Source organism: Streptomyces sp. NPDC088706 (assembly GCF_044752765.1).
In the GTDB taxonomy this organism is placed as follows: domain Bacteria; phylum Actinomycetota; class Actinomycetes; order Streptomycetales; family Streptomycetaceae; genus Streptomyces.
The window spans coordinates 29,759-52,219 of the sequence record NZ_JBIVLW010000022.1; the positions used below are offsets into that span (position 1 = coordinate 29,759).

18 protein-coding genes are annotated in these 22,461 nt (G+C 69.1%); 5 read left to right on the forward strand and 13 right to left on the reverse strand.

Annotation, left to right across the window (positions count from 1 at the left end; all coding sequences use genetic code 11):
- The first annotated feature begins 111 nt into the window (after positions 1–111).
- Both ACIQAK_RS30455 and ACIQAK_RS30460 read left to right on the forward strand, forming a co-directional pair.
- Positions 112–1,629 carry a 5'-methylthioadenosine/S-adenosylhomocysteine nucleosidase gene (locus ACIQAK_RS30455; RefSeq protein ID WP_366389007.1) on the forward strand — a complete coding sequence of 506 codons (1,518 nt, stop codon included), beginning with the start codon at positions 112–114 and terminating at the stop codon, positions 1,627–1,629.
- Positions 1,630–1,653: 24 nt separating this feature from the next.
- Positions 1,654–5,163 (forward strand): hypothetical protein, encoded by a 3,510-nt coding sequence (locus ACIQAK_RS30460; protein ID WP_366389008.1) that lies wholly within the window; start codon positions 1,654–1,656, stop codon positions 5,161–5,163.
- Positions 5,164–5,955: 792 nt separating this feature from the next.
- Here ACIQAK_RS30460 and ACIQAK_RS30465 read toward each other — a convergent pair.
- The 9 genes from ACIQAK_RS30465 to ACIQAK_RS30505 form a co-directional block, all read right to left on the reverse strand.
- Positions 5,956–6,561, reverse strand: coding sequence for a hypothetical protein (locus ACIQAK_RS30465; protein ID WP_401849469.1), 606 nt, complete (start codon positions 6,559–6,561; stop codon positions 5,956–5,958).
- A 15-nt stretch (positions 6,562–6,576) separates the two neighbouring features.
- The gene (locus ACIQAK_RS30470; protein WP_401766513.1) at positions 6,577–7,788 is read right to left on the reverse strand and encodes a peptidase M23; all 1,212 of its coding nucleotides are present in this window, start codon (positions 7,786–7,788) and stop codon (positions 6,577–6,579) included.
- Positions 7,788–8,564, reverse strand: coding sequence for a hypothetical protein (locus ACIQAK_RS30475; protein WP_366392630.1), 777 nt, complete (start codon positions 8,562–8,564; stop codon positions 7,788–7,790). Before ACIQAK_RS30475 ends, ACIQAK_RS30470 begins: the two co-directional genes overlap by 1 nt.
- Before the next feature lie 3 nt (positions 8,565–8,567).
- Positions 8,568–10,640 (reverse strand): hypothetical protein, encoded by a 2,073-nt coding sequence (locus ACIQAK_RS30480; protein WP_366392631.1) that lies wholly within the window; start codon positions 10,638–10,640, stop codon positions 8,568–8,570.
- A gap of 2 nt (positions 10,641–10,642) precedes the next feature.
- Positions 10,643–11,269, reverse strand: coding sequence for a hypothetical protein (locus tag ACIQAK_RS30485; RefSeq protein WP_366392632.1), 627 nt, complete (start codon positions 11,267–11,269; stop codon positions 10,643–10,645).
- Entirely contained in the window at positions 11,266–13,824 is a 2,559-nt protein-coding gene (locus ACIQAK_RS30490) for an ATP-binding protein (RefSeq protein WP_366392633.1), read from the reverse strand. The genes ACIQAK_RS30485 and ACIQAK_RS30490 overlap by 4 nt, the downstream gene beginning before the upstream one ends.
- On the reverse strand, positions 13,821–14,324 hold the full coding sequence (locus ACIQAK_RS30495) for a hypothetical protein (protein WP_366392634.1): 504 nt from the start codon (positions 14,322–14,324) through the stop codon (positions 13,821–13,823). The genes ACIQAK_RS30490 and ACIQAK_RS30495 overlap by 4 nt, the downstream gene beginning before the upstream one ends.
- Positions 14,325–14,389: 65 nt before the next feature.
- Complete coding sequence (locus ACIQAK_RS30500) at positions 14,390–14,653, reverse strand: hypothetical protein (protein WP_226599040.1); 264 nt, start codon at positions 14,651–14,653, stop codon at positions 14,390–14,392.
- Positions 14,654–14,736: 83 nt separating this feature from the next.
- The gene (locus tag ACIQAK_RS30505; RefSeq protein WP_366392635.1) at positions 14,737–15,612 is read right to left on the reverse strand and encodes a conjugal transfer protein; all 876 of its coding nucleotides are present in this window, start codon (positions 15,610–15,612) and stop codon (positions 14,737–14,739) included.
- A 471-nt stretch (positions 15,613–16,083) separates the two neighbouring features.
- Here ACIQAK_RS30505 and ACIQAK_RS30510 point away from each other — a divergent pair, with 471 nt between their 5' ends.
- The gene (locus ACIQAK_RS30510; protein WP_366392636.1) at positions 16,084–16,512 is read left to right on the forward strand and encodes a helix-turn-helix transcriptional regulator; all 429 of its coding nucleotides are present in this window, start codon (positions 16,084–16,086) and stop codon (positions 16,510–16,512) included.
- A gap of 28 nt (positions 16,513–16,540) precedes the next feature.
- Here ACIQAK_RS30510 and ACIQAK_RS30515 read toward each other — a convergent pair whose 3' ends face one another.
- The 4 genes from ACIQAK_RS30515 to ACIQAK_RS30530 form a co-directional block, all read right to left on the reverse strand.
- On the reverse strand, positions 16,541–16,924 hold the full coding sequence (locus ACIQAK_RS30515) for a hypothetical protein (RefSeq protein WP_366392637.1): 384 nt from the start codon (positions 16,922–16,924) through the stop codon (positions 16,541–16,543).
- 10 nt (positions 16,925–16,934) lie between these two features.
- Positions 16,935–19,223 carry a type IV secretory system conjugative DNA transfer family protein gene (locus ACIQAK_RS30520; RefSeq protein WP_366392638.1) on the reverse strand — a complete coding sequence of 763 codons (2,289 nt, stop codon included), beginning with the start codon at positions 19,221–19,223 and terminating at the stop codon, positions 16,935–16,937.
- A gap of 142 nt (positions 19,224–19,365) precedes the next feature.
- Positions 19,366–19,920: a flavoprotein gene (locus ACIQAK_RS30525; RefSeq protein WP_023543992.1), complete on the reverse strand. Its 555-nt coding sequence runs from the start codon at positions 19,918–19,920 to the stop codon at positions 19,366–19,368.
- Positions 19,917–21,158, reverse strand: a complete 1,242-nt coding sequence (locus ACIQAK_RS30530; protein ID WP_366392639.1) for a helix-turn-helix transcriptional regulator — start codon at positions 21,156–21,158, stop codon at positions 19,917–19,919. The genes ACIQAK_RS30525 and ACIQAK_RS30530 overlap by 4 nt, the downstream gene beginning before the upstream one ends.
- A gap of 77 nt (positions 21,159–21,235) precedes the next feature.
- On the opposite strand from ACIQAK_RS30530, the gene ACIQAK_RS30535 reads away from it, so the two are divergent.
- Positions 21,236–21,730, forward strand: coding sequence for a hypothetical protein (locus ACIQAK_RS30535; RefSeq protein ID WP_141724719.1), 495 nt, complete (start codon positions 21,236–21,238; stop codon positions 21,728–21,730).
- Between the two features lie 285 nt (positions 21,731–22,015).
- Positions 22,016–22,459: a hypothetical protein gene (locus ACIQAK_RS30540; protein WP_141724720.1), complete on the forward strand. Its 444-nt coding sequence runs from the start codon at positions 22,016–22,018 to the stop codon at positions 22,457–22,459.
- Positions 22,460–22,461 lie beyond the last annotated feature (2 nt).

The following is a 22,461-nucleotide window of genomic DNA, read 5'->3' on the forward strand; positions in this document are numbered from 1 at the left end:
CCCGGGCGCTCAGGCCCGGCCACAGGCATTGCCCTGATGCGATGCTCGGCCGTGAAGTGCGATCTCCGGCCGCCGCCAGGCGCCCTCACCGACAGCGATAAGGAATCTGCCTTGATCCAACCGAACAGCCCCCGTGTGGTGGTCCTGACCGCACTTCCTCTGGAGTACGAGGCGGTGCGCGTGCACCTGACCAACCTGGAGAGCTCCGAGCACGAGGCGGGAACCCGGATTGAGGAGGGCTCGCTGCCGGGCACGCCCTGGCGGGTGGCGATCGCCGAGGTCGGTGAGGGCAATACGAATGCCGCCGCCCTCACCGAGCGGATCAACTCATGGCTGAAGCCGGCCGCCCTGTTCTTCGTCGGAGTTGCCGGAGGTCTTAAGGACGGCGTCGAGCTCGGTGACGTCGTAGTTGCGACCAAGATCTACGCCTATCAGGGCGGCAAGCAGGACCCCGCCCAGTTCCTGGCCCGCCCGACCGCTTGGGAGGCCTCCCACCGGCTTGAACAGGCCGCCCGTCATGCCCTGCGGTCCGACGAGTGGACCTCGCACATCCTCAGCCAGCGGCCACCGCGCCCGCCCGCCGTGCACCTCAAGCCCATCGCCTCCGGCGACGTCGTACTCAACTCCGCCGATAGTGCGCTCTCAGCCCAACTACACCACACGTACAACGACGCGGTGGCGATCGAGATGGAGAGCGCCGGCTTCGCCCGTGCGGCACACCTCGCCGACCAACTGCAGGCCCGCACCATCCGCGGCATCAGCGACAAGGCCGACGGCCTCAAGCACACGGCGGACGTGGGAGGAAGCCAGCCCCAGGCAGCCGCTCACGCCGCCGCAGCCGCCGTCACCGTGATCACGGCGCTCACACCCTCGACCTCGGCCTCCAACGCCTGTCCCGCCGCCAATTCCGCGGAGGTCGGCACCGCGCGCACCCCGCACAACGGAGGTAGGCAGCCAACGGCCGACGGTTCGGGCCCGCAGTGGGAGCCGATGGCCGACGCCGTCGAGGTGAGCTGGCGCAGAACGGGCCACAACTCACCCTTCAGCACGAGTGCAGCCGTCCTGGAGATCCATCTCGTCCCGGTCCCTTCCGGCAGCCGCATTGAGGTACGTAAACTGGCCCAGCTCGGTGACCAACTCATCCGCACGGGCCGGGAAGACGGCTTCTTCACTCTCTCCGAGCTACTCGATACAGCTGTCGACGACCAGCACGCTCTGGTGACCACAGCGGGCGGCGGCCAAGGCACTACCGGACTGGCAGTCCTGCGCACAGGACAACGCTCCGCATGGCAGCCGCTCCCCCACGACCGCATGGGAGCCGTACTCGACCCGGTTGAGCTGCCCCAGCAGATCGCCCGGCTACTGGCTCTCCTCCTCCGGTTGCCACTGCCCGACCCGCTGTCCGTCGCCCTGGGTATCGGTATCGATCCAGCCACCATGGTCAGCGAAGACACCATGAGCCGCTTGCCCCGTAGCACGGCCCAGTTCCCGATGAGACACGACCTCTTGCGAGTCCACCCGGACGAATCGCTCACCATGAAGGAGCTGAACGCCAAGAGCGACAGCGTCGCCGAGGAGCTCGCTGCCCGCCTGCTCGCCAGCTTCCGTACCCCGCGCCGCAGTTTCTGACGTAGCCGAGAAGAAGGACGCACGATGGACATGAAGAGCGGGCCAGGCGGTACGTCTCCTGACGCTAGGGGCTTTGGCACGCACGCTTCTGTTCAGACCAACTCAGCGACGCACGGCGGCACGGCAAACGCAGTACAGAACGGCAATCTGACGGTTAATCAGTATTTTCACGCGGATCCCGGCGCGCCTAATCCGTGGCTCACACCGCAGGAAGCGTTCGACGATCCGCAGGCTGCCGCATACTTCAGCCATCATTGGGACCTGGTCGGACGATCCGATCTCGTCGAACAACTGCTTTCCTTCGCGTTGGGTGATGACGACACCGAGGGCAGGATCGGTGTCCTCGTGGGCGCGGCGGGCGGCGGCAAGAGCCGTGTGCTGCAGACGCTCGCGGCAGAGTTCGCCCGCCGCTCTGAAGGCGTCGTGCAAGTGCTGCTCGCCACCGATGGCGTACATCAGCATGCTGTTGAGCAACTGCCTCAACACGACCGTCTGCTCGTCATCATCGAGGACGCCCACCAACGTCCCGACGAGTTGGCGGTGATCATCCGGGCACTCCGCCGCGAACGGCCCGGGGCCGTCCTGGTCGTCTCCACCCGACCGTCCGGCACGACAGTACTCAGGGGGACGTTCAGACAGTTGCGGGTGGACGACGCGCGGGTTTCCACGTGGGAACTCGGCGAACTCTCGACGCGAGATGCCTCCCGACTCGCAGAACAGGCGCTCGGCGAGGCGAAGCGGCACCTGGCTCGCCGGCTTGCCGCGACCGTGGGTGATTCACCGTTCCTACTGGTGTTCAGCGCGGTGGAGATCGCGCGCGGCAGGCTCGATCCCCAGCGGATGCAGAGCGATGCCCGCCTGCACCGGGAGGTAGTGGAAGCGTTCATCGAAACGGCCCTGACGGACCCGGCGACGCGCGACCAGGACCGAGCCGTGCTGCACACCGTCGCGGCTCTGCAGCCCGTGCGCACGGATGTCCCGTGCTTCCTCAAGTCCATGGCGGCACTGCTCGGCACCCCTGACAGCGTCCTTCAGGTCCAGCTACGCCGGCTGGTGAGCAGCGGAGTGCTGGCACGCAGGGGTGCCTCGCACCGGATCCTTCCTGATCTCCTGGGCGATGTGCTGCTGGCCGAGGCCGCCATCAATCCGGACACCGGCGCCTCCACCGGCTTCCTCGAGCGCGTCCTGGCCGAGACCGACGGAGAACCGCTGACAAACGCACTGGTCAACGCGGGCCGAGTGGACTGGCAGTGGAGCCGGCTCAGGCCGACCGGCCGGTCCCCCTTCGAGCCGCTGTGGCACACCATCGAACAGGGGTACACCGACGGTGATGCCTCGACCCGCAGCCAGCTCCTGAAGGTCATACGCAACATCGCCCCGTTCCAGCCACGGCGCGTCCTCGGCCTCCTGCGTCCAGAGGTGGAGACCGGCCCGGCCGATGCGCCTCGCCTGCTGGACGACATTCCTCCGGTGCTGGCTGCGGTTGCGCAGGACCCCGAGCATCTCGGTGAGGCCCTCGACCTGCTGTGGAAACTCGGACAGCACGACATGCGTCCCCTCCGCTCGTCCTCCCAGTCAGCACTGGGGCTATTGAGCGACCTCGCCTCCTACTCACCCGACAAGCCCTTGCTCTACCAGGAAGCGGTGGTCGAAGCGGTCGCCCGATGGGCGCAGCAAGGCCCGGTGCGCCCCGCCGACCGAATGCCATTCGCCCTGCTGGACCGGATCTTCGAGCCCGTGGCGGAGGGCCACGAGTTCGACGGCCGGACGCTCACCATCTCGCGTCTGCCGCTGCTGGCTGAGCGTGTGGCGCCAGTGCGCGACCGGGCATACCGGGTACTGCTCGAGGCGTACGGCTCGGCGGACCGTATGAGGGCGGGCGTGGCGGCACGGAGTTTCGCGGAGGCTCTCAGCGGCCAGGGCGGGCAGTTCGCAGACTGGCTGGTGCCCGCCCTGGAGGCGTTGGCCGCGCGCACACGTGAAGTCCAGCCCGGGCCGTTGGTGGCGCTGGCCGTGCGGCGGTCGGTCCACTGGCATGTGGCGTACGGCTCTCCGGATGCTGCGGCCGCAGCGCGCGTAGTGCTGGAAGCCCTGCCCGACTCGCTTCCGCACCGGCTTTCCGTACTGCTGCACAGCGACTGCCACGAATGGTCGGTAGGCGAGGACTACGACTACGAAGCGACCGACAACATCTGGAGCCGTCGCCTGGCCGTGGCATCCTCCCAAGCCGCAGTTTGGGACGACGCCACGGCCTGGGACGTCTTGCGCGACCTGCTGGAGCAAGGGATGCAGATGTTCGCCGAGGCTCCGCCAGGTTGCACGGCCCTCATCGCCGGCATGGCCTCGGAACGACCTACGCGTGCGGCGGCAATCATCCGTGGGGCCCTGGAGTGCAGCGACATCACAGCGGATCTCGTCCTTCCGCCGGCGTTGAAAGCCCTGTGGAAGGACGAGCCCGACGCTGCCTGGCAGATGGCGGCGGAACTTGCGGACGCCAGTCGCGCCGCACCGGTCCGCGCCGTGCTCCGGGCCAGCGCGGCACGGCTGGCGGCAGGGGACGTACTGCATCCGCACGAACTCGCGATTGCCCGTCAGCTGGCCACCCGTGCCGACAGCGCCGTGGGCACGGATGTCTTGCGCCTGGCCGTCTCGATGATCCGCAATGCGGCTTCGCGCGAAGACGCCATCGCGCTTGTCTGCTCAGTCCCGTTCTCCGGTCTGGCGCGCGGCGCGGCGGACTTCTGCTGGGCATTCATCGGCCCGGCCGGCCTGTCGTGGTCCGAGTTCACCGCGGAGCAACGGAAACGGTGTCTGGCGGAGTTGGCCAAGACACGGACGATCGATGACCATCGAGTCAAGTCGGCCATCGCGGCCCTGTCGGAAAGTCACGAAGACGAGGCGTTGGACCTGCTGCTGGCACGGCTGGAGTCGTGGGAACAGGACCCCAAGCCGGGCTTCAATCCACTGCCCTTCGCCTGGCATGCTCGATCCCCCTTCACGAACAACCCGCGCCGCGTCGAGCTATTGCGGAGGCTGACGCAATGGTTCGAAGAAGAGCGTGAGCACCCCTGGCGGCGCGAGCTGTACGGCACCAAGCTCTTCGCGACCGTCGCCGGACACGTGTACGACAGCGCCGCACGGGACGTGCTGCTGGAGGTGTTCAGGTCGGGTGAGCACCAGCGGATAGACGCTGTTGCGCCACTGCTGAGCGGCGCACATCGCGGACTCCTCTGGGAGGAGCCCCAGTTCGTGGCCGAGGTGCTGAGCGCCGCCGTCCAGCTCTCGGAGGAGCTGTACCGCAAGGTCGGCGGCAGGCTGATGAGCTCCGTGACAGACGGATCAAAATCGACCTCCCCCGGCGAACCGTACCCGCAAGATCTTGAGATCCTGCAGCGCGCCACGGAAGTCCGGGCGACGCTGCGCGCCGGCTCCCCGGAGGAGCGGCTGTACGCCGCACTGCAGGACTACGCAAACACGCAGATCGACTCAGCCCGCAGAGAAGACCTCAACTTTGACGCCCGCCGAACTTGGTGAGCAGCGCCTCGTCTCATGACGTCAATGCCGTGGCCGACCGGCTACGGCCATCAGATACAGGGGCAGGAAGCACTCGCTGGGGCCCCTCGACCGGAGGCCGAGGGGCCCCAGCGATCGGGAACGGTCAGATGGCCAGGTGAGCTGGCCATCGCGACGCGTTCCCGGCCGGGCAGACGGGCCGCTTGCGGTGCTGCTCCCGGACATCGACGCGGAGCTGACCGTCTGGGACAACGACCGCGCGCCGTGGTCCGAGGAGCTACTCCCCGTGGCCGAGCTGGCGTACTGGCTCATGCACTGGCTGCAGAGCGCCGAGGCCGGGGCACGGGATCTCACACTCGACTCGATGTCCACGGATCCGGGCCTGATTCACATCGTACGGACCGATAGCGGGTGGAGCGTCGGAACTCCTCCAGCCGAATGTGCGGACGTCTCCCGTCACCTGGGGTTCCCTGGAGGTCAAGATCAGGAAGTTCGTGCGCTCCGTAAGCGAAGGCGTCGCCGGGCTTGGGATCGCCCCCGCCTCCATCCTCGAGCCCTGAGGCACGCTCCAGTACGGCCGACGCCGCAGGCAAAACTGAACCGATTCCCGACTTCACCCAGCGAAGGCGCTCTGCGGTGGTCTGCGAGCTGCTCCCCGCCCAGGCAGGACGGGGCCAGCTGCCTCCCGCGCGAGCGGCGAAGAATCCTCAGCTGGACCCCAGGATTCTCAATACATCTGCGGGATTTTCATCCAACTTGCTGCAGCGCAGGTCAAACACCATTACGACACGAAAGAACTGCCCATGACACCTCTCAGCCACCTGCCGCATCGCAGTTCAGAGACCTTTCTCCACTACAGCGAGAATGAGAACTCACAACGAGCCGTCCCGCACGTTCGTGGGCGACGAGCTCGGCCCAGACGGATGCGTACTGCGGCGGGAGGGGCGCGGCCCACTCGGGCGGTACGGCGGCCGTGGCGCGGCCGGCATCCGGTGTAGCGGGCTGCGGTGCGGTGCGGGGCTGAGTGCCGACCGCTGTTCGCTGGGGGGCCGGTTCCGGGACGTGGGTCACGACGGGCTCGACCGGCGCGGCCGGGGAGCTGGGGGCCGCGGGGGGCGCCTGTGCGGGGACGGGTGCCGGTGCCGTCGGGTGTGGGCGGTCGAGCGTCATCACGTCGCCGTTGACGTCCACGATCAGGGGCCAGGCCGCCCCGTCGGCCTCCTTGGCGAGCACGCGGACGGGGCGGCCGTGAAAGGCCGCCTTGATCCGGACCTCGGCGAGGGCGCGGACGCGGGCCTCGTTGGCGTCGAGGCCCGCCTCGGTGACCTTCTCACCGTTGACGGTGGCGACGCCGTTCGAGCTGACGGTGATGGTGTAGATCGGGGTTGCGGGAATCTGGTCGGGGTCAGTGATGGTCATTGGTCTTTCTCCGATCTATCCACCCTTGGGGAAATACGGTGGTGCCCAACCGACGTATGTAGAACCCCACTTGCTTTCAATGTCGGTGGCGGGTACGACGTCAATGTAACCCGGTCTGAGAATGTCGTTGCTGGCAATTTTCCCGTCACCGAGATACACGGCAACGTGACCCGCCCGGCCGCCGGTCTCCCAGTACATGAGGGCACCGGGCGGCGGGTTCCGGTCCTTGTCGTGCTTCATGCTGGCCGGCATCTCGCGGTAGTGGTCGATGGCGTACGGCGTCCCGGAGAAACTCCAGCCGTACACCCGGGCAACGAACGCGAGGCAGGCGCGATACCAGTCCTTGCCGCCCGTCTTGGCCTCGTTCTCGGCCCAGGCGATGGCGTCCGCGGTGCTGCGGGGGTTCTTCACGTTCGCGGGCCACGGGGCGTCACCATCGTGGAAGGCGGCGCCGGGCTTGCCGGGGCGGTCGTTGGCGCTCTCGGGGTAGCACTCGGCGTTGGGGTCGTCGTCCTGGTCCGGGTTGGTGGTGGCGGTGTCGTCGCCCTGGTCCTCGTCGGCGTCGCCGCCCTTGCCGGGGCGGTCAAGGTCGATGCCGGCCTCTTTGGCGATCTGCCGGGCGGCGTCCTCCTGGCCGTCGTACAGCTCGGGGTGGGCAGACGCCTGCACCTTCTGTGCGGCCTGCCCGAGGCCCATCGTCTCCCACCCCTTTATGTCGGTCAGGCCGTGGATGCCGGCGGTGGTGTCGCGGTTGGCGCCGAAGAAGAACATCCCGGCCGCGTACTTGGGCTGCATGATCTGTGTCTTCGTGCCCCAGCCCTGCGACGGCCGCTGTTGGAAGAGGCCGATCGAGTCGAGGTGGCCGTGATCCAGATTGAGGAGGGTCGACTCCTGTAGGGCAGTCATCAGGCCGATGAGCGAGGCGCGTCCGGACAGGCCGCCGTCGTCGGCCACCTTGTCAATGATCTTGGCGTTCGCTATCTGGTTCTTCCGGATGTTGCCGGTTGGTTGCTGGGCCTCTCCCCCGCCGTCGTCGCCGTAGTCGACGCCGGGCGTTCCGCGTTCGCCGCAGGAGTCGGCGAACGCCTTCCCGCCGATGCCGGCACCGAAGATGCCGACGACGAACAGGAAGATCACGAACACCACGGACGCTATGGCAGTGGCCTTGATCTTGAGCCCGGTCCCGGCGAAACGGCCGATGGTCCGGACGGCGTCGCGTCCGTCCACTACAGCCCCAGGATTCGGGAGACGCGCCACCCGTCGCCGTCGCCGTTGGTCAACTCGACCTGTAGCACGGTGGTTTCGCTGTAATCCTCGTACCCCTCGACGTCCACCTTCGCCGTGGTCTTCCGCCAGACACGAACGGGAGTGTCCACGGGCAGATCATTGCCCGCGGGCTCGACCTTGACCGTGCTCACGGTGGCGACTCCGCCGCGGCTGACGAGCTTGGACCATCCCGGGTCGGTGTGCCCGGCGAGGTTCTCGACGAGGGCCGCGGTCATGTACGGCTCGGCCCGGAGGACGCTCGCCGTGTGGTCCTGGTCCTTGGGCGGGTTGCGGGTGAGGTAGATCCGTACGGCCTCCTCGGCGACGTGGTCCGGCTTGCTGAGGTCGACGGCCGCCGAGGAGCTCGGCGACGCCGAGGGGCTGCTCGGCGTCGCCGCGGGCGCCTCGTCCTGGGCGCCGGGGGTCGGGCTCGCGGTGGCCGTTACGTGGTCGCCCTTGTGGCTCTCGCCGAGGAGGCTCGGCCACAGGAAGCGGGCCCCGACACCGAGGCCCAGGATCACCAACACGATGACCAGGGCCCCGGCCGGACGGATCGGGTCGCGGCGACGTTCCTCTCGAACCCATTCCTTCGTGCGGCGCCGGACGTCCTCGCGGTGCTCGCGCTTGGCCTCGCGGCGTCCGCGGCGGCCCTTCGTCTTCTTGACCTCCTCCGGGTAGGAGTACGAGGCGAGGATCTCCCGCCACTCCTCCGGGGTCGGTTCGTCTTTCTTCGTCATGGCTTACCCCCGTCGGCCGGTGTTCCTGGGCGCCGGGACCGCCGGGGCCGCTTGGCGGCGTGCCGGCGCGGTGGCGCGGGGCGGCGGCTGCGTGCTCCCGGTCGGCCGCGGTGGCGGACCGTTGGGCGTGCTGCGGATTACCGTCGCCTGAATGATCTTGGGATCGCCCGGCCGCGCGGGCGGCGGGGCCTGCCGGAAGGCGTAGTTCGGCGTCCCGCCGTTCTCCGGGCGCATGACCGGTGTCGGCCCCGACCCGATGGCCGGACGCGTGGCTCCTGCCCCTGTGGTCCCCGCCGCGGCCGTGGTGCCCTCCTTGCCGCCGGGCAGTCCGGCGCGGGGCCTCGACGGCTGCGGGGGCAGGGTGGAACGGGCCTTGCCGGTGACGTCGGACCGCTCGCGGTCGAGCGTGATCACCGGGGCGTCGGAGCGTCCGCCGGCAGTCGCGGCGGCACCGCCGGGCGGGAGTGCCGGACCCGCCCCCGCACCGGCCGTAGCCGGGAGCGGGCGGGGTGCCGGCGCGGGTGGCCGGTGGCGCGGTACGCGGGTGAGGACGACGTTCATGTCGTCGGCTGCGCCACCCCCGCCGCCGGGGAGCTGCGGCAGGTCGTCGCCGCCCCCGCCGCCTCCTCCTCCGCCGCCGCCTCGGCGACGTCCGCGGCCGGGCAGGGTGCGCACGGGCTGATGGTCAACGCCTCCGCCGCCTCGGCGGCTGCTGCCTCCGCCGCCTCGGTTCATCAGCTTGGCGAGGGCGAGGCCGCCGAGCATTCCGGAGGTGGTGCCGCGGACGCCGAAGATTTGGGCGACGACGGCCCGGAAGTTCATCCCGACGATGGCGGCGGCGATGCTCAGGCCGCTGGTGGGGAGCCACCCGTACTGTCCGAACATCTGCGTCGTGGCGGCTTGTAGGGATAGGACGGCGCCGAGGACCATCGTTGCGATGAGGCTTTCGAGGGTCCGCGCGAGGAGCTGATCGAACCAGGCGAGACCCCACTCGCGGGGGCGGCCGGGGATGACCCAGAGGCACGCGAAAATGACACCCGTCAACAGGAGCATGAGGGCCCCGAGGAGGCTCGCCAACGAGGTGAAGGCGAGCATCAGGATTAGCGCCGCGAACAGGATCACGGAGATTAGAGCGGGAATGGTGACCATGATCCGGCCGACGGGGCTATGCCCCTGACGCCATTTCACGGAGTCGCCGCCGACTGCATCGTCATCGACGGTGTCTTGCAACCATTCCTTGCGCTTGTCCTTGTCGCTGCCCTTGTCCAACAGGTCTTTGCCGTACTTCTCGCAGACCTCGAAAGAGCCGAATTCCGCGACACACCACGGGGTCGCCACATATGCGCGCCACACGGCATCACTCGATTTACGGAGGGCGTCATCCCTGCCGTTGCCGCTGAATTTCGGCTTATGGTCGAGCTTGAAAGGGAAGTCGCCCGACCCGTCGCCGAGGCCCTGCGACGTGGCGTTCATGGTGACGCTCGATCCGACCTGACGGGCGCTGTCGATGCCGCCGACCCAGGTCTGAGGGCTGGTCAGGAGCGACACCGAGACCACACCGGAGATCAGCACCCAGGCGATTTGCGACAGGCCCCCGCCCCCGCCGCCCTTCCGGTGCTGCACGAATGCCACCAGGCCGCCGACGGCGAGCGCGCTCGGGAGGAGCGTCACCGTAAGGCCCTTGGCGGCCCCGCCGATGCTCTTGGTGATGGCGTTCTCAAGTTCCGGAATCGTGGTCAGTTGGAAAATCCACTGCACGATCACGATGCACGCTGTACCGAGTACGGCAATCAGGCCCATGCAGATATCCGCGATGGCTTCGGCCATCGGGTCGAGGATGTCCCACTTGCCGAAATCGGAATCGAGCTGCCACAGAGACGGATTGCTGTACGTCTCATAGAGGGTGCCCTCGCCGTCGGGCACCTTATTGTCGGGCGACGGCATGAGGTCGCCGACTCCCGTTGGGTCGATATCCGCGGCGTGCGCGTGCCCGGCGAACACCATCAACGTGGTGAAGGCGAACAGGAGCGGAATCAACACGGTCCGCAGGCGCGGCAAGTTGTAGTAGACGAGCACTGTTACCCCCCTGACAGGGCGGTGCGGACCGGCGAACCGTGCCCCATGTCGCCCTCTTGTACGTCCTCGTGCTGGTCGACGAGCCAGGCCCCGCCCTGCTGGACCAGGCGCAGCGCGCGGCGCGTGGTGGTGGCGTCCTTGCCGGGCCACTTCACGGTGTAGGTGACGAGCACGCCGTACCCGGCCGGGTGGTCCTCGACCGCCGAGACCTCGACGACGTCCGAGGCCGAGACGGGGCCGGTGTCGGCGCGGTCCGGCCCGGTGGGCGTACGGGACGCGACGGGCTCGGGTGTCGAGCCGTCGGCGTACGTCGGCGGGGAGAACGACGGCGAGGGGCTCGACTCGCTGGGGTCGGGCGTGGGCTCGTCCACGGTGAGCCGGTCGGCGCACTCCTCGACCGTGCCGCCGCGCAGCCGGGAGGAGCTGAGGCCGCAAGCGGCCTTCCAGTCAAGGCGGTTGGCGGCCTCCTGGTAGCGCTGGGCCACCTTCACGAGCGCATCGTCCTGGGGGGCCTGCGGCCCGCCGGCACTGGGGTTGGCGTCCTTGGTTCCGCCGTCGCCGTCCGAGGAGCACCCAGCAAGAGCGAGGATGCCGGCGGCCAGTACGACGGCCGTCGTCTTGCGCATCATGCGTTCACCTTTTCCATGCTCACGGGGCCGTCGTCGGCGGACTGGTCGGCCGCCTTGGGTGAGGTGTCGAGGAGCTTCAAAAGCTCCTCGCTCGGTACGTCCCACTGGACGGTGGCGCAGGAGAACCGGCGGTCACGGATCACGCAATGGCCGTGCCGAATCTCGCCGTCGGGCAGGAGGCCGACGGACTGAATCAGGGCGCGGCTGTGGGCGTCCTTGGGCAGGCTGAGGAGCTCGGCCAACGCGTTCTGTTGCTCGCGGGTGGTGAGCTGGAAGCCCGCCACGGTCGTGAGCTGTTCGAGGACACCGACCATGGAGACGAGCGACTCCGGGTCCTGCGTGTCGAGGAGGAGCGACGTCGCCAGGGCGCGGCCCACTCGGGCGATGTACTGCAAGAACGACGAGCCTTCCCGCGTCGCCGTGAGGACGTGGACCTCCGGGACGGCTACCACCTTGCGCAGGCCGCGCAGGTCTCGACGGCCTGCGGTGGTGACGCCGAACGCCAACATCGAGTGCATGAGGGCGACACTCAGGCGCTTCATGGGAGTCCAGTCCCGGCGGCCCTCCTCGGGCTGCGGCAGGGAGAGGCCCGGCATCTGTACGACGAAGATCCCCGGTTCGGGGCTGATGGGCGCCCCGGCGCCGGTCGGGCGGCCCATGAACGGCGCACCCAAGGCGTTCTGCGCGAGTTCGTACAGGGCCTCACCCGCCTTGCGGCCGAGCTCGTCGTCCATCTGTCGCAGGTACTCGATCACCTTCCAGGTGGCGGGCTCGCCCTGGGCGATGACCTCGTTCACCGCGCGGGTGATGGGCGTCTCGGCCCCGGCCTCGCGCAGCCACTCGGGGATGGCAACAGAGAGTTGCGCCGGCACTTCACCACGGGCGACGTCGACACCCTCGGACGCCAGGAGCGTGAACAGGTCGACGGCCCCGGCGAACTTGGGGCCGGTCTCGATGAGGTGGGCGTTCAGGCCGTAGCGGCGGGCCGCGGTGACGAGGCCGCCAAGATCCCCCTTGAAGTCCAGCGCGAGGGCGTAGGAGCCGCGGAATCCGGCGTCGAGGAGGCTCAACATCATGGCCGTGGTTTTGCCTCGTCCGGACCGGCCGACGAAAGCCGTCGTCGTGGCGTCGCCGCGGTCGGACCCGGCCGTCACGTCGTTGCGGAATGTGCCGGGCGTGCTGCCGGTGAGGTATCCGACGATGGGGCCGCGGTCGTCGCCGACCTTGGCGCCGCCCCACCACCAGGAGCCGGACAGGGCCGTGACGTCGCGGACGTGACCGAGGTCGGGCACGCGCAGTTGGTCCCCCGGCTGCACTTCGAGCCAGAGCTCGCGTTGTTCCTCCTCGCCGACGGTGACCTCGATCCCGAACCCGCCGTAGTGCGTGATCACCGCGTCAATCCGGGCCCGGAGGTCTTCGAGGGACGTCTCGCTCGTCACGATCAGCCGGGGGTGATCCTCGACGAGGGTCACGTCCTCACGCCGCATGTCGCGGGTGAGCTCGGCCATCACGTCCTCGGTCTCCTCGATGTCCCGGCCGGGGTCCTCGGCCGACGCCTTCGAGGCGCTGCGGCGCTGTTCCTTGGCCAACCTGCGGGCCTCGTCCACCTTCTTGAGGGCGTCCCGCTTGGGCATCACGCGGAACCGTACGGACGCCTCGGGGCTGACGGGCTGGATGAGCGCGGCCGGGTCGAGGTCCGGGTCGAGGTCGTCCTCGTCCACGTCGGGCACGTAGTTGATCTCGGAGAGGACGCGCAGCCACTCGCCGTTTCCGGGGCTCTCCATCTGCTCGGGGAACCCCGACATGGTCAGCACCGACACCCAGGCCGTCACGTCGCCGTGGCCGTCGACCACGCGCAGGTGGTCGGGGTGGGGCAGGATGCGCCCGCGCGTCAGGGCCGCCAACTTGGCGCCCGCGATGACACCGGCACGCGGGGCCGGCAGGGGGGTTCCCCGGTGCTGCTCGCGGCTGATCATCCATGCGAGCATCTCGACGGATGCGGGCTGCGCCTTCCACGGGGAGGACTCCAGCCGTCGGCCGAGGCGGCGCATCTGCGCGTCGAGGCGGGCGAGTTCACGGGAACCGACGGTCGAGGAGTTGAGGCCGAGGCCGCCCTCGACACCACGGCGGCCGAGCTTCTGCGCCTGCCCCGTGCGCTCGGTGAGGCGCACGCCGAGGAGGAGGTGACGCGTAGGCAGGGCGATCTGTTCGAGGCGGCCGACGCGGATCTGTGCCCACTCCTGCCAGTCCCCGGCGGTGAACATCTCGGCGGCCTCGGCGGCGTAGTCCTCGGCGTGCAGCGGGGACCACAACACCCGAAGGTGGCAGTCGTGCCCGGCGAGGGTGCGCGCGAGGGCCGAGTTCGCGGCGTCGAGTTCGCCGTCGCGGGCCGTCTCCGACATGAGGTCGGTGTTCGAGGAGGCGAGGACGTACCACGCTTCCGTGTGGCTGTCGGTGATGACGAGGCCGTCGGCGAGGGCGACGTACTGCGGCGGCATCGCCGAGCGGTCACCGCCCACACCGAGGAACGTCCCGACCTTCTGTAGAACCTTCACGACGTGTTCCCCCTGTACTGCTGCATTGCCTTGCGGCCGTACGCCTTGCCGACGGCGTCAGGGCCGTACAGGCGAGGGCGTGCGGTGAGTCGAAGCGGGGCGCCGGCACCGGGCGGGACGGACTCCTCGGCGCCGAGCCAACGCTCGACGAGCGGCCCGAGCGGCGACTCGGCGAGGAGCTCGGCCTTACCGGCCCACCGGGCACGGCGGCTGATCCACTCGCTTCGGTTGGCGGCGCGGCGCCCGGCGCTGATGATCGGACGGTGTCCGAGGACGAGGTACCGAACCCCGATGCTCCACCGGGTGATGTTCCATCGGCGCTCGACTATCCGTGATCGCTGCGTGCCGTAGACGGCGGTGATCAGCGGGGGCAGGAAGTAGAGCGTAAACGTGATCTTGGACGGGAGGCCGAACAGGAGCAACAGGGCCCCGGTCCACAGGGCGTAGAGCACGAGCCCCAGGACGAGGGCGCGGCGCGGCGCCCCCTCCCCCAAGTCCATGCCGAGCAACTCGTGTTGCTTGGTCTCAAGGTCAAAATGCCTGGTGTACGTGTGCCCTACGCGCATCAGGCGGACCCCGAGACCTTGCCCCACACGCCCGTGAGGAACCCTTGCACGGTGTCGGGGGCCCAGATGATCGCGCCGACGAACACGGCGGCCACCCCGAGGGTGACCATCTCGCCCCACTCCTTTTTCAGGAAGTGCCCGAGGGCCCTCACCGCGAGGAACGCGGCGAAGAGGTTCCCCACCACAATCAAGATCCAGTCTTTGAGCTCCGCCCCGGTGGTGAGTGGCGCGGCGAGCTCGACGAGGCGGTGCACAGGTTCCACGGGTTCCCCCTTGTACGTGAATGGGCAGGCTAGCCAGGAGTTATGACGGGTGCTCATGATTTATGAGCTGGGGACATGACGGGTCAGGCCGACCCGCCGAGGACGTCGTCGACCTGCCAACGGTGGGCGTCCGAGCTCGACACCTGCGTGATGGTCACGCGGTAGACCTGCTCGACCGAGGCCCCGCCGAGGGACCAGGAGACGCGGGCGGTACCGGTGCGACTTGCGCCGCTTCCGGCGTCCGCGGACCAGGAGACGAGCCCCTTGTACTCGACCCCGGCCGGGAGTGCCGGCACGCTCGCGCCCGGCGCCGTGACGGCGTCGGTGTCGCCTGCGGCGTACGCCGAAAAGAACTTGTCGACGGCCCCCTCGGTCTGCGTGCTCAGCTCGGGGTCCGTCTGCGTCGTGGGCGTGTCCGGTGCCTTGGGTCCGTGCTTGGGGATGCCGACGAGGCCGGGCCGTCCGGTGACGACGATCTGTCCGCCGGATTCGGCAACGGGCACGTCGAGGCCGACCCATCGGGCCGCCTCCTGGGCCGGGGTCTCCGCCTTCTTCTTGTCCTTGGCGGGTTCGGTCTCGACCACGGGCCGGATGAGGACCTCGACCCGTACGCGCGCCTGGGCGTTCTTGGTCTTGGTCACGGCGCCCGGCTGGACGGCTAGCACGTCTTGGCGGCCGTGCCCGTCCCATCCCATGGTGGCGTCGGTGTCCGGGGGCAGGACGGCCGCGAGGAGCTGCTCGCGCTCGGCGGCCTTGCTCTCGTCCCACCCGAGGTAGGCGCGGGCGAACCTCGCGGCGACGGCCTGTGCCGCCTCCTCGGGGTAGGCCGCCTCGGTCTTCGTGGTGGGCGCCTTGGGTGCCGGCGCTTTCGGCGGGATGAACCAGGCGCGCACTCCGGTGATGGCGGCGAGGACGACCACGAACCAGACCAGGCCGCGGCCGAGGCGCCTCAAGAACACGGCGCCCGACCGTTCGTCCTGCGGCGTCCACGGGGTGCCCGAGGAGGTTCTCGACGGCGCGGTTCGGGTGCTGTTCCCGGCCTTGCCGGTGGCGGTCTGCTGTCGCAGTTCGGCGCCCGCGGACTCCCACGGATTCACCGGCCGGGGCGGCGCCTCGTCTGCCTGCCGTGGGACACCAACCGTCGGTTTCTCGCCGGTCCCGTCCTTGCCGGTTGGCTCCGGTAGGCCCATGACCTTCCGGGCGATGGTTCCAAGCGACACCACTCCCCGTAACCTCCCCCGCTACTACGCCCACTTGGGCACATGTGGCCACTCGATGATCGACCATATGCCGGGTTCGATCACAGCGTCAAAGAAGTTGGTAACCACCCCGGCGGGTTGTGGCTGGGCCGTGACACGGCCGTCCACGGAGGTGATCAAGGGCGCTAGAGTGCCGCCCCACACGGCCAAACGAGACGGGGGGCAGGACGGGTGCGCATACGCCGTGAGTGGCTGCGGCACCTGCGCAGAAAGCGCGGGATGACGCAAAGTCAATTGGCTGCCGCTTTGGGCTGTTCACGGGCCGCGGTGTCGACCTGGGAAACAACGGGGCGACTTCCCCGACCTGATCGGCTGCAACTCCTTGCGAATGTCCTCGGCGTACCAGTTCCCGAGCTGATCGAGGACGGCGAATCGCTTTCGCTGGTGTCTCTCCGCCTCACCGCTGGAATGCTCGCAAAGGACGTTGCCCGCGTACTCAAGGTGTCGAAATCGACGTACTGTCATGTCGAGCGTGGGCGACAGAAAGTCCCGCCCCGCTGGTTCCCGATTCTTTCCAGAGCCTTCGGAGTACCGGCGGAATTGCTCGATTCGTTAAGAGAGAAACCATCCGCCACGAACGCGGACGGGGGCGCCGATTGACCACTCGGCGCCCCCGTCCGCTTTCTTTTTAGGCCCGCTCGGGGGCCTCGTAGTGGGTTCTCCACTCTTCCGCGCAACGCCTTTGGATTGCATCAATCGCGGTTCCGGCACCGGCGTACAGAGTTACGCCGTGCGGGTCGGGTTCGATCCGCAGGGAAACCATGTTGAAAAGGTTATCCGCGTGTTTTGCCGCATCCGCGATTAGCGCGTTTGCCCGTAGGTTCCCGATAGGCGGGATAGGCCAACGCATGTGCCACCCGCTACCGACGAGGACAGGCGCGATATCCGCGTACTCATCAGCCGCGTATGCGCGGATACGGCCGTGAACCAAATCGACCGAGAGGAACGCGGCCCTTCCCTTTTTCAGGTCGGCGCCCTCCTCGGCGAGATAGTCCCGGGCGATCTCTTTCACCTGGTCCGGATTATGCACTCGGGGCCTCCTCGGTTTCCTTGTCTGCCTCGGTGCTCTTTCGCGGCGGCGGCGCGGTGTTGTTCTTGTCCTGCCATTCCTGCCATTCCGCAAGCCAGGCCGTGAGCTCCTCCTCGCTGTAAAAGGAAGTCTGTCCGTCGGTGATGCCTTCCGGGGCCTTGATTCCGCGCTTTTCACCGCGCTTGAAATACGTCCGGATGGTGCTCGGCTTGTGAGGGATGATGCCGCGCTCAAACGCCTGGGCGAGGCTGTAGGTCTCGACGACGTCCTCGGCCTGGTCCTCGGCCGCGGCCGGGACGAGCTCGGGGCCGGCACCTGTCGTGCCGCCTGTCGTGCCCCCTGTCGTGAGGGCCGGTGTCGTCTGCTGTGAGCTGGGCGAACCCCCCGTGATCCCCCTCGCGGCCGTGGAGCCGACAGGGGGGAGCGCCGCAGGCCCGTACTTGCCCCCAGGGAGGAACGCGCCCGTCGCGGCGGTCTCGTTGACCTCGTCGAGGACGTCGGGGGTAATCCACGGGGCCATGGCGCCGGCATCGAACCAGGCCGGGGCCTGCTGGCACATCGAAAGGAACTGTCCGACTTCCGGCGTGATGTAGCTCGGCTGAATCTCCCGCACGTACAGGTAATCGGCGTCGGGGTCTTTCCGCTGATCCGAGTAGGCGCCGCGTCCCTTCACGTCGGTGTCGAATCCGAGAACGGGTGTGCTCTGCCCGAATGCCACGCCCCAGGAAACGCGGTCCTGTTGCCCGACGGCAATCTTCGTGCCGATCTGGGCGCGTTCCATCGTGCCGCCGAAAAATGCGTTGGCGAACTGCTGCGTCCCGACGACGACGCGATGATTCGAGGAGCGACCTTGCAGGAGAATGATAGAGAGCCAGTCAAGGAAAGGAGGGGTTCCCTTTCCCTTGAGACCGTAGCGCCACCACGTATATGCGAGCTTGATCAAGGTCGGCAATTCGTCGACAACGAGTGTGCGCGGTACGAGCTGGGCACGTAGTGCCGGATCGGCACCCTTTTGCATTGCCGCTTCGGCCGCCATCATCGACGTGAGGAATTCAGCGAATGCGGCGATGCATTCGCGCACCGTCTTGTGAATGCGGACGCCCGAATATCCTTCGGCCTCGGCGAGGCTGTTCCGCTTCGTGTCGAGAATGTCGATCAGTTCGCCATTCATACGGCCGTGCACGACGGGAATGTAAAGCACCGTCGACTTACCCGAACCGGTGGCACCGGCCACACCCCAATGCGGCGTTGCGGACTGCGTTTGAACGACGACGTCGACAATCGAATCTCTCTCGATTGCGAGGCCGACGAATACGCGGCGCGGGTCTCCCGTCGATTTCCACGGCACGTATTCGGGGAGGACGGGTTTCGCTGCGGGCTTCGGCGCGGGCGTCCACTGGACGTAATGCTCCTTACCGGTGCGCTCCCATTGGGGCACCCATTCGCCGGGTACCCGCTCCTCGATGATGCGCTCGACTGCCGCGACGGACTCGGGTGCACCGATCCAACTCGACGGAATGCGCAGCACAATTCGAGCGCCGTCCGCGCGGACGTTGTCAGGGACAGAGAGCCAACGCGACCGCGGTTCTGTGTCCTCCATTCGGAGGATCTGACGCACCGCCACCCAGACGCCGGGCCCGTAGATTTGTCCATCTGTCCACACGGGGCGGATGCGCCACCACCCCAGTCCGGCCGGGCTGGTGAGGGCTGCGACAAAGGCGGCCAACGCGATTGCGTAAAGGGCGAGTTCGGTCTCGGCGGGGAATCGCCACCACCCCCAGACGAGCGGGATCGGCGCGAGGCGGGCCGCCGAGCGGGCGGCGTACGGCCACCGGGACCATGCGCGCAGAACGCGCCAGATACCCGCGAGGGCGCCGCCGAGGATGCGCACCGGGGCGGTGGCGGCGCGGGCGGCTCGGCGGGCCTTGGACGGCTTGTCGAACGAGACGGCGGCCGGGGCGCCGGGGCGTGCGCCGAGCTGCTCGACGGGCGTCTCGGTGGCCTTGTCGTCGGGCAGGGGTGCGCCTGCCTTCCACCACGTTGCCTCGCTGCGGGTCTCCCCGGTGAGCTCGCGGCCGGTGAGGTACCGGCCGATGCCGGCGGCGGCGTTGCCGAAGAACTGTTCAACGCTCCGGTTGAACTTCTCGCGGTCCGCCGGGGTGCCTTGGTTGGCGAGCACCGCGACGACGACCAGCACAGCGAACAGGCCGCCCCCGCCGAGGCCGAGCGCGCCGCCGGGTAGTCCGTCGACGAGGTCCCTCGGGTTCGGTAGGGCTTCCACGTCTCCCCCTTTCTGTCCCGCACGCCCGGCGGGGCGTGCCCTGTGATCCTCGCGCACGGCCGTACCGGGGCGCCGTCGGGTTTCACCGGGCACAACGCGCGCCCGGCCCCTGGGGAGCCGGGCGCGGGGAAGGGCGGGTTCGTCAGGGCGTCGGCAGGGCGTCGAGGGCGAGCTCCCACGGGTAGGCGTGAACGTCTCCATGCCGGGGCTTGTGCGGGACGAACCCGGGTGCGTCGCCGTCCCCCAGGAGGAGCGTCACCCCGGCCGCGCGCAGCTCGGCGACGCTGCGGGCGACGGCCGGGTGTCGCCCTTGGGCGTCGTTCCAGTGAGGTAGGGCGGTGATCGGCAGGCCGAGGCCGATCCCTTCCGTGATCAGGCCGAGGGCGAGCGTGTCCGAGATTCCGGCGGCCCACTTGTTCAGGCTGTTACTCGTCAGGGGTGCGACGAGGAGGGCGTCCGGGTCGGGGAACGCGTCGGCCTGTGAGGGGAGCTTGTACTCGTGGCGGACCACTCGGCCGGTGAGCTCGCGCAGCTCGTCGAGGTTGCCCTCGGGGTCCTCGGCGGCCCATCGGTGGGCGCTGGGGGTGAGGACGAGGCAGACGTCCCACCCGCGGGCCTGGGCGCCGCGGATAGGGACGGTGAGGTGCCGGGCGGGCGGCGCGGCACATGAGATCAGGTACAGGGTGCGTTGTGTCACCCGGGCAGTCCACAGCGCGAGGCGAGCGCCTGCAAGCGGCTGTCGGCGGAACCGGCCCCCAGGAGGCGCAAGTCCTCGACGAGTTGGCGGGTGCGCGGCCGGCACCGGACCTCTTCCTCGGCCTCGCGTTCGGCGTCGAGGAGGGTCTCGACGGCCTTAGCGCGTTGTCCGGCCTGCGTGAGGCCGCGGGCCAGGTCGGTGAGGAGGTGGGCGCGGCGTTCCTTGGGCAGGGTGGCGCGGGCGGGGTTCGGGATGTCGGCGGCGACGGCGACGGCGTCCGCGCCCTCGGAGAGTTGGACGTGTGCGGCCACGCGGTACAACCGGGCGTTGGTCGGGCCGAACGCGGTCCAGACGGCGTTTCCGTCGGCGCCGAGCTCCTCGGCGTGCTCGTCGGCCTGGTCCAGGAGGCCGGGCACGTTGCGGGCCGCGGTCGAGGCGCGGCGGTCGTCCGAGGCGCCGATGGTGGCCTCGGCCATGGCGGCTTTGAGGTAGAGCATCCCGAGGACGGACAGGCCGTCGGCGCCCCGGGTGCGAAGGTCGGGTTCGAGGCGGGCGGCGGCGGCGAGCGCGAACGCGGCGGCGGCCTGCGCCTGCCCCTGGGCCGTCATGGCGTCGGTGAGGTGCCGGGCGGCCGAGGCCATGATGACCGGGTCTTGGGACCGCTCGGCCGCGGCCACGGCCCGGTGGCCGCTGATGAGGGCTAAGTCGTGGTCCCCGTACTTGATGCCGGCGGCCTCGGTCAGTTCGAGCGTGAGGGACAGGAGGCGGAAGGCGCCGAGGCGGTCGTCGCCGTGGTGGCGTGCGGCGGCCCGGTTGGTGTCGACGAGGAGTTCGGGGACCAGGCGGCCGAGGCTGGCGAAGTGGCCGGACTGGAAGGCGGTGCGGGCGTGGACGAGGCGGCCGTGAAGGGTGCCGAGCGGAAGCGGGGCGGCCGGGTCGTCATCGGCGGTTCCGGTCAGCACGTCGTGCCGTTGCAGCGCGGCCCGGATGGCGTCGAGCTCGACGCCGTCAATGCACTGGCGGCCGGGGCCGTCGGTGAGGAGTGCGTCCAAGGTGATGCCCAGTACGGCGGCGGCGCGTTCGAGGACGGAGAGGCGGGGGTCGGTTTGTCGCTTGCCGCCTTCGAGATCCTGCACCCACCGGCGGGACTGGCCCATGAGGGCGCCGAAGTCGGTTTGCGTGATCCGACGGCGCTCTCGCCAATAGGCGACGCGGCGGCCGATTCCCTGTGCTTCCATGGCGCTTCTCCGGGCCGGGGAACAAGGCACGCACCGTGCGTGCCTACTTCCTGTTGTACGCCCCTTACGGTCCGGATATGGCCACTCCTGAGAACACCCCCCGTAGGTGGGCCGACTTCCTCAACCCCGATGACGAGACGCTCGACCGGCTGCGACATGCCGGCCGTGGCGCTACTTCCCTCGCCGCCGTCGGCACGCCGTGGGACACCGTCGGTGGCCGATGGGAAGCCCTCGCCATCGCCTCACTTGAGCGCGGCCTCGCGGCGCTCGACGTCCTCGACCTTCCCCTCGACGCCGGACATCCGGTGTTCGCCGACCACGCACGGAGCGAGCTCATCGTCCTGGTGCCCGAGGGGACGGCGGCCCGTGCGGTCGACGGCGGCCCGCAGGCCGTGCGCGCGCTCACGGCCGGGACATGGCTCGTCGTCCCGCACGGCCCGACGGGCGGGTACGTGGCTGCATGGTTGAGCCGTCCAACTCGCGGCGGCGGGCGGTACGTTGACCCTGTCCGGCTGTGCGAGGCGGTCCTCGTCGCCGAGGCGCTGCGCGAGGAGCACGCCCGCGCCTGTTGACCCCGTGTGCGGCTCCTCCCCCCGTGGGAGCTGCGCACGGCCCCCGCAGGACCCCGGAGTCTCCGCGCCTTGACTCCGGGGTCCTGTCGGTTCTGCGGCGCAGTGCGCCGTACCCTGGTCCGCGGCGGCCCCCCGGTGATTCACCCTCCGGGGGGCCGCTTTGTCGCCTTCACCTGCCTGTATGTGCGTCGCTCATTTTCTGTGAGCTGGGGACATACGGGGTTGCGGAACAAGGCACGCACCGTGCGTGCTCACCCCCGGCCCGTCGGCCCTTACGGTCCGGACATGGCGCATTCAACGAACGGAACTCCCCGCCCCGACCCTGGTCCGGGTGCCCATCTGCCGGCCACTCGCCGCCCCGTCGAGGACGGCGTCGAGCTCCTGCACGCGGACCGTACGCCCCCCTTCGCTCACGATCTCGTGCGCTCCCTCGACGAGGCCAGTCAAGCCGTCGGCGCGCTCGACCGGCTCGACCCGTCCAGCGACGTCACGGTGAGCGCGCTCACCGTCCTGGTGTGCACGGGCACGACCCCGGCGGACGCCCTACAGGCCGCCGCCGACGTCGCCCGGAAGTCGCCCGGCCTCGAACCGCACTCCCTGTCCCTTGCTCGGGTGCCGGGCCCGGTGGCGGGCCTGTGGGAGTACCAACTCACCATGACGGTGAGCTCGCGCGACCCGCAGACCGGTGAGCACGTCGCACCTGTCCACCACGGCGAGCGGCTGAGGTGACA

Bases quoted from the DNA above. Each gene is read 5' to 3' on its own strand.
- ACIQAK_RS30465 (WP_401849469.1), bottom strand. From the start codon at position 6,561: ATGACCATCACTGACCCCGACCAGATTCCCGCAACCCCGATCTACACC.
- ACIQAK_RS30540 (WP_141724720.1), top strand. From the start codon at position 22,016: ATGGCGCATTCAACGAACGGAACTCCCCGCCCCGACCCTGGTCCGGGT.
- ACIQAK_RS30530 (WP_366392639.1), bottom strand. From the start codon at position 21,158: ATGGAAGCACAGGGAATCGGCCGCCGCGTCGCCTATTGGCGAGAGCGC.
- ACIQAK_RS30485 (WP_366392632.1), bottom strand. From the start codon at position 11,269: ATGATGCGCAAGACGACGGCCGTCGTACTGGCCGCCGGCATCCTCGCT.
- ACIQAK_RS30475 (WP_366392630.1), bottom strand. From the start codon at position 8,564: ATGACGAAGAAAGACGAACCGACCCCGGAGGAGTGGCGGGAGATCCTC.
- ACIQAK_RS30460 (WP_366389008.1), top strand. From the start codon at position 1,654: ATGGACATGAAGAGCGGGCCAGGCGGTACGTCTCCTGACGCTAGGGGC.
- ACIQAK_RS30535 (WP_141724719.1), top strand. From the start codon at position 21,236: ATGGCCACTCCTGAGAACACCCCCCGTAGGTGGGCCGACTTCCTCAAC.
- ACIQAK_RS30495 (WP_366392634.1), bottom strand. From the start codon at position 14,324: ATGGACTTGGGGGAGGGGGCGCCGCGCCGCGCCCTCGTCCTGGGGCTC.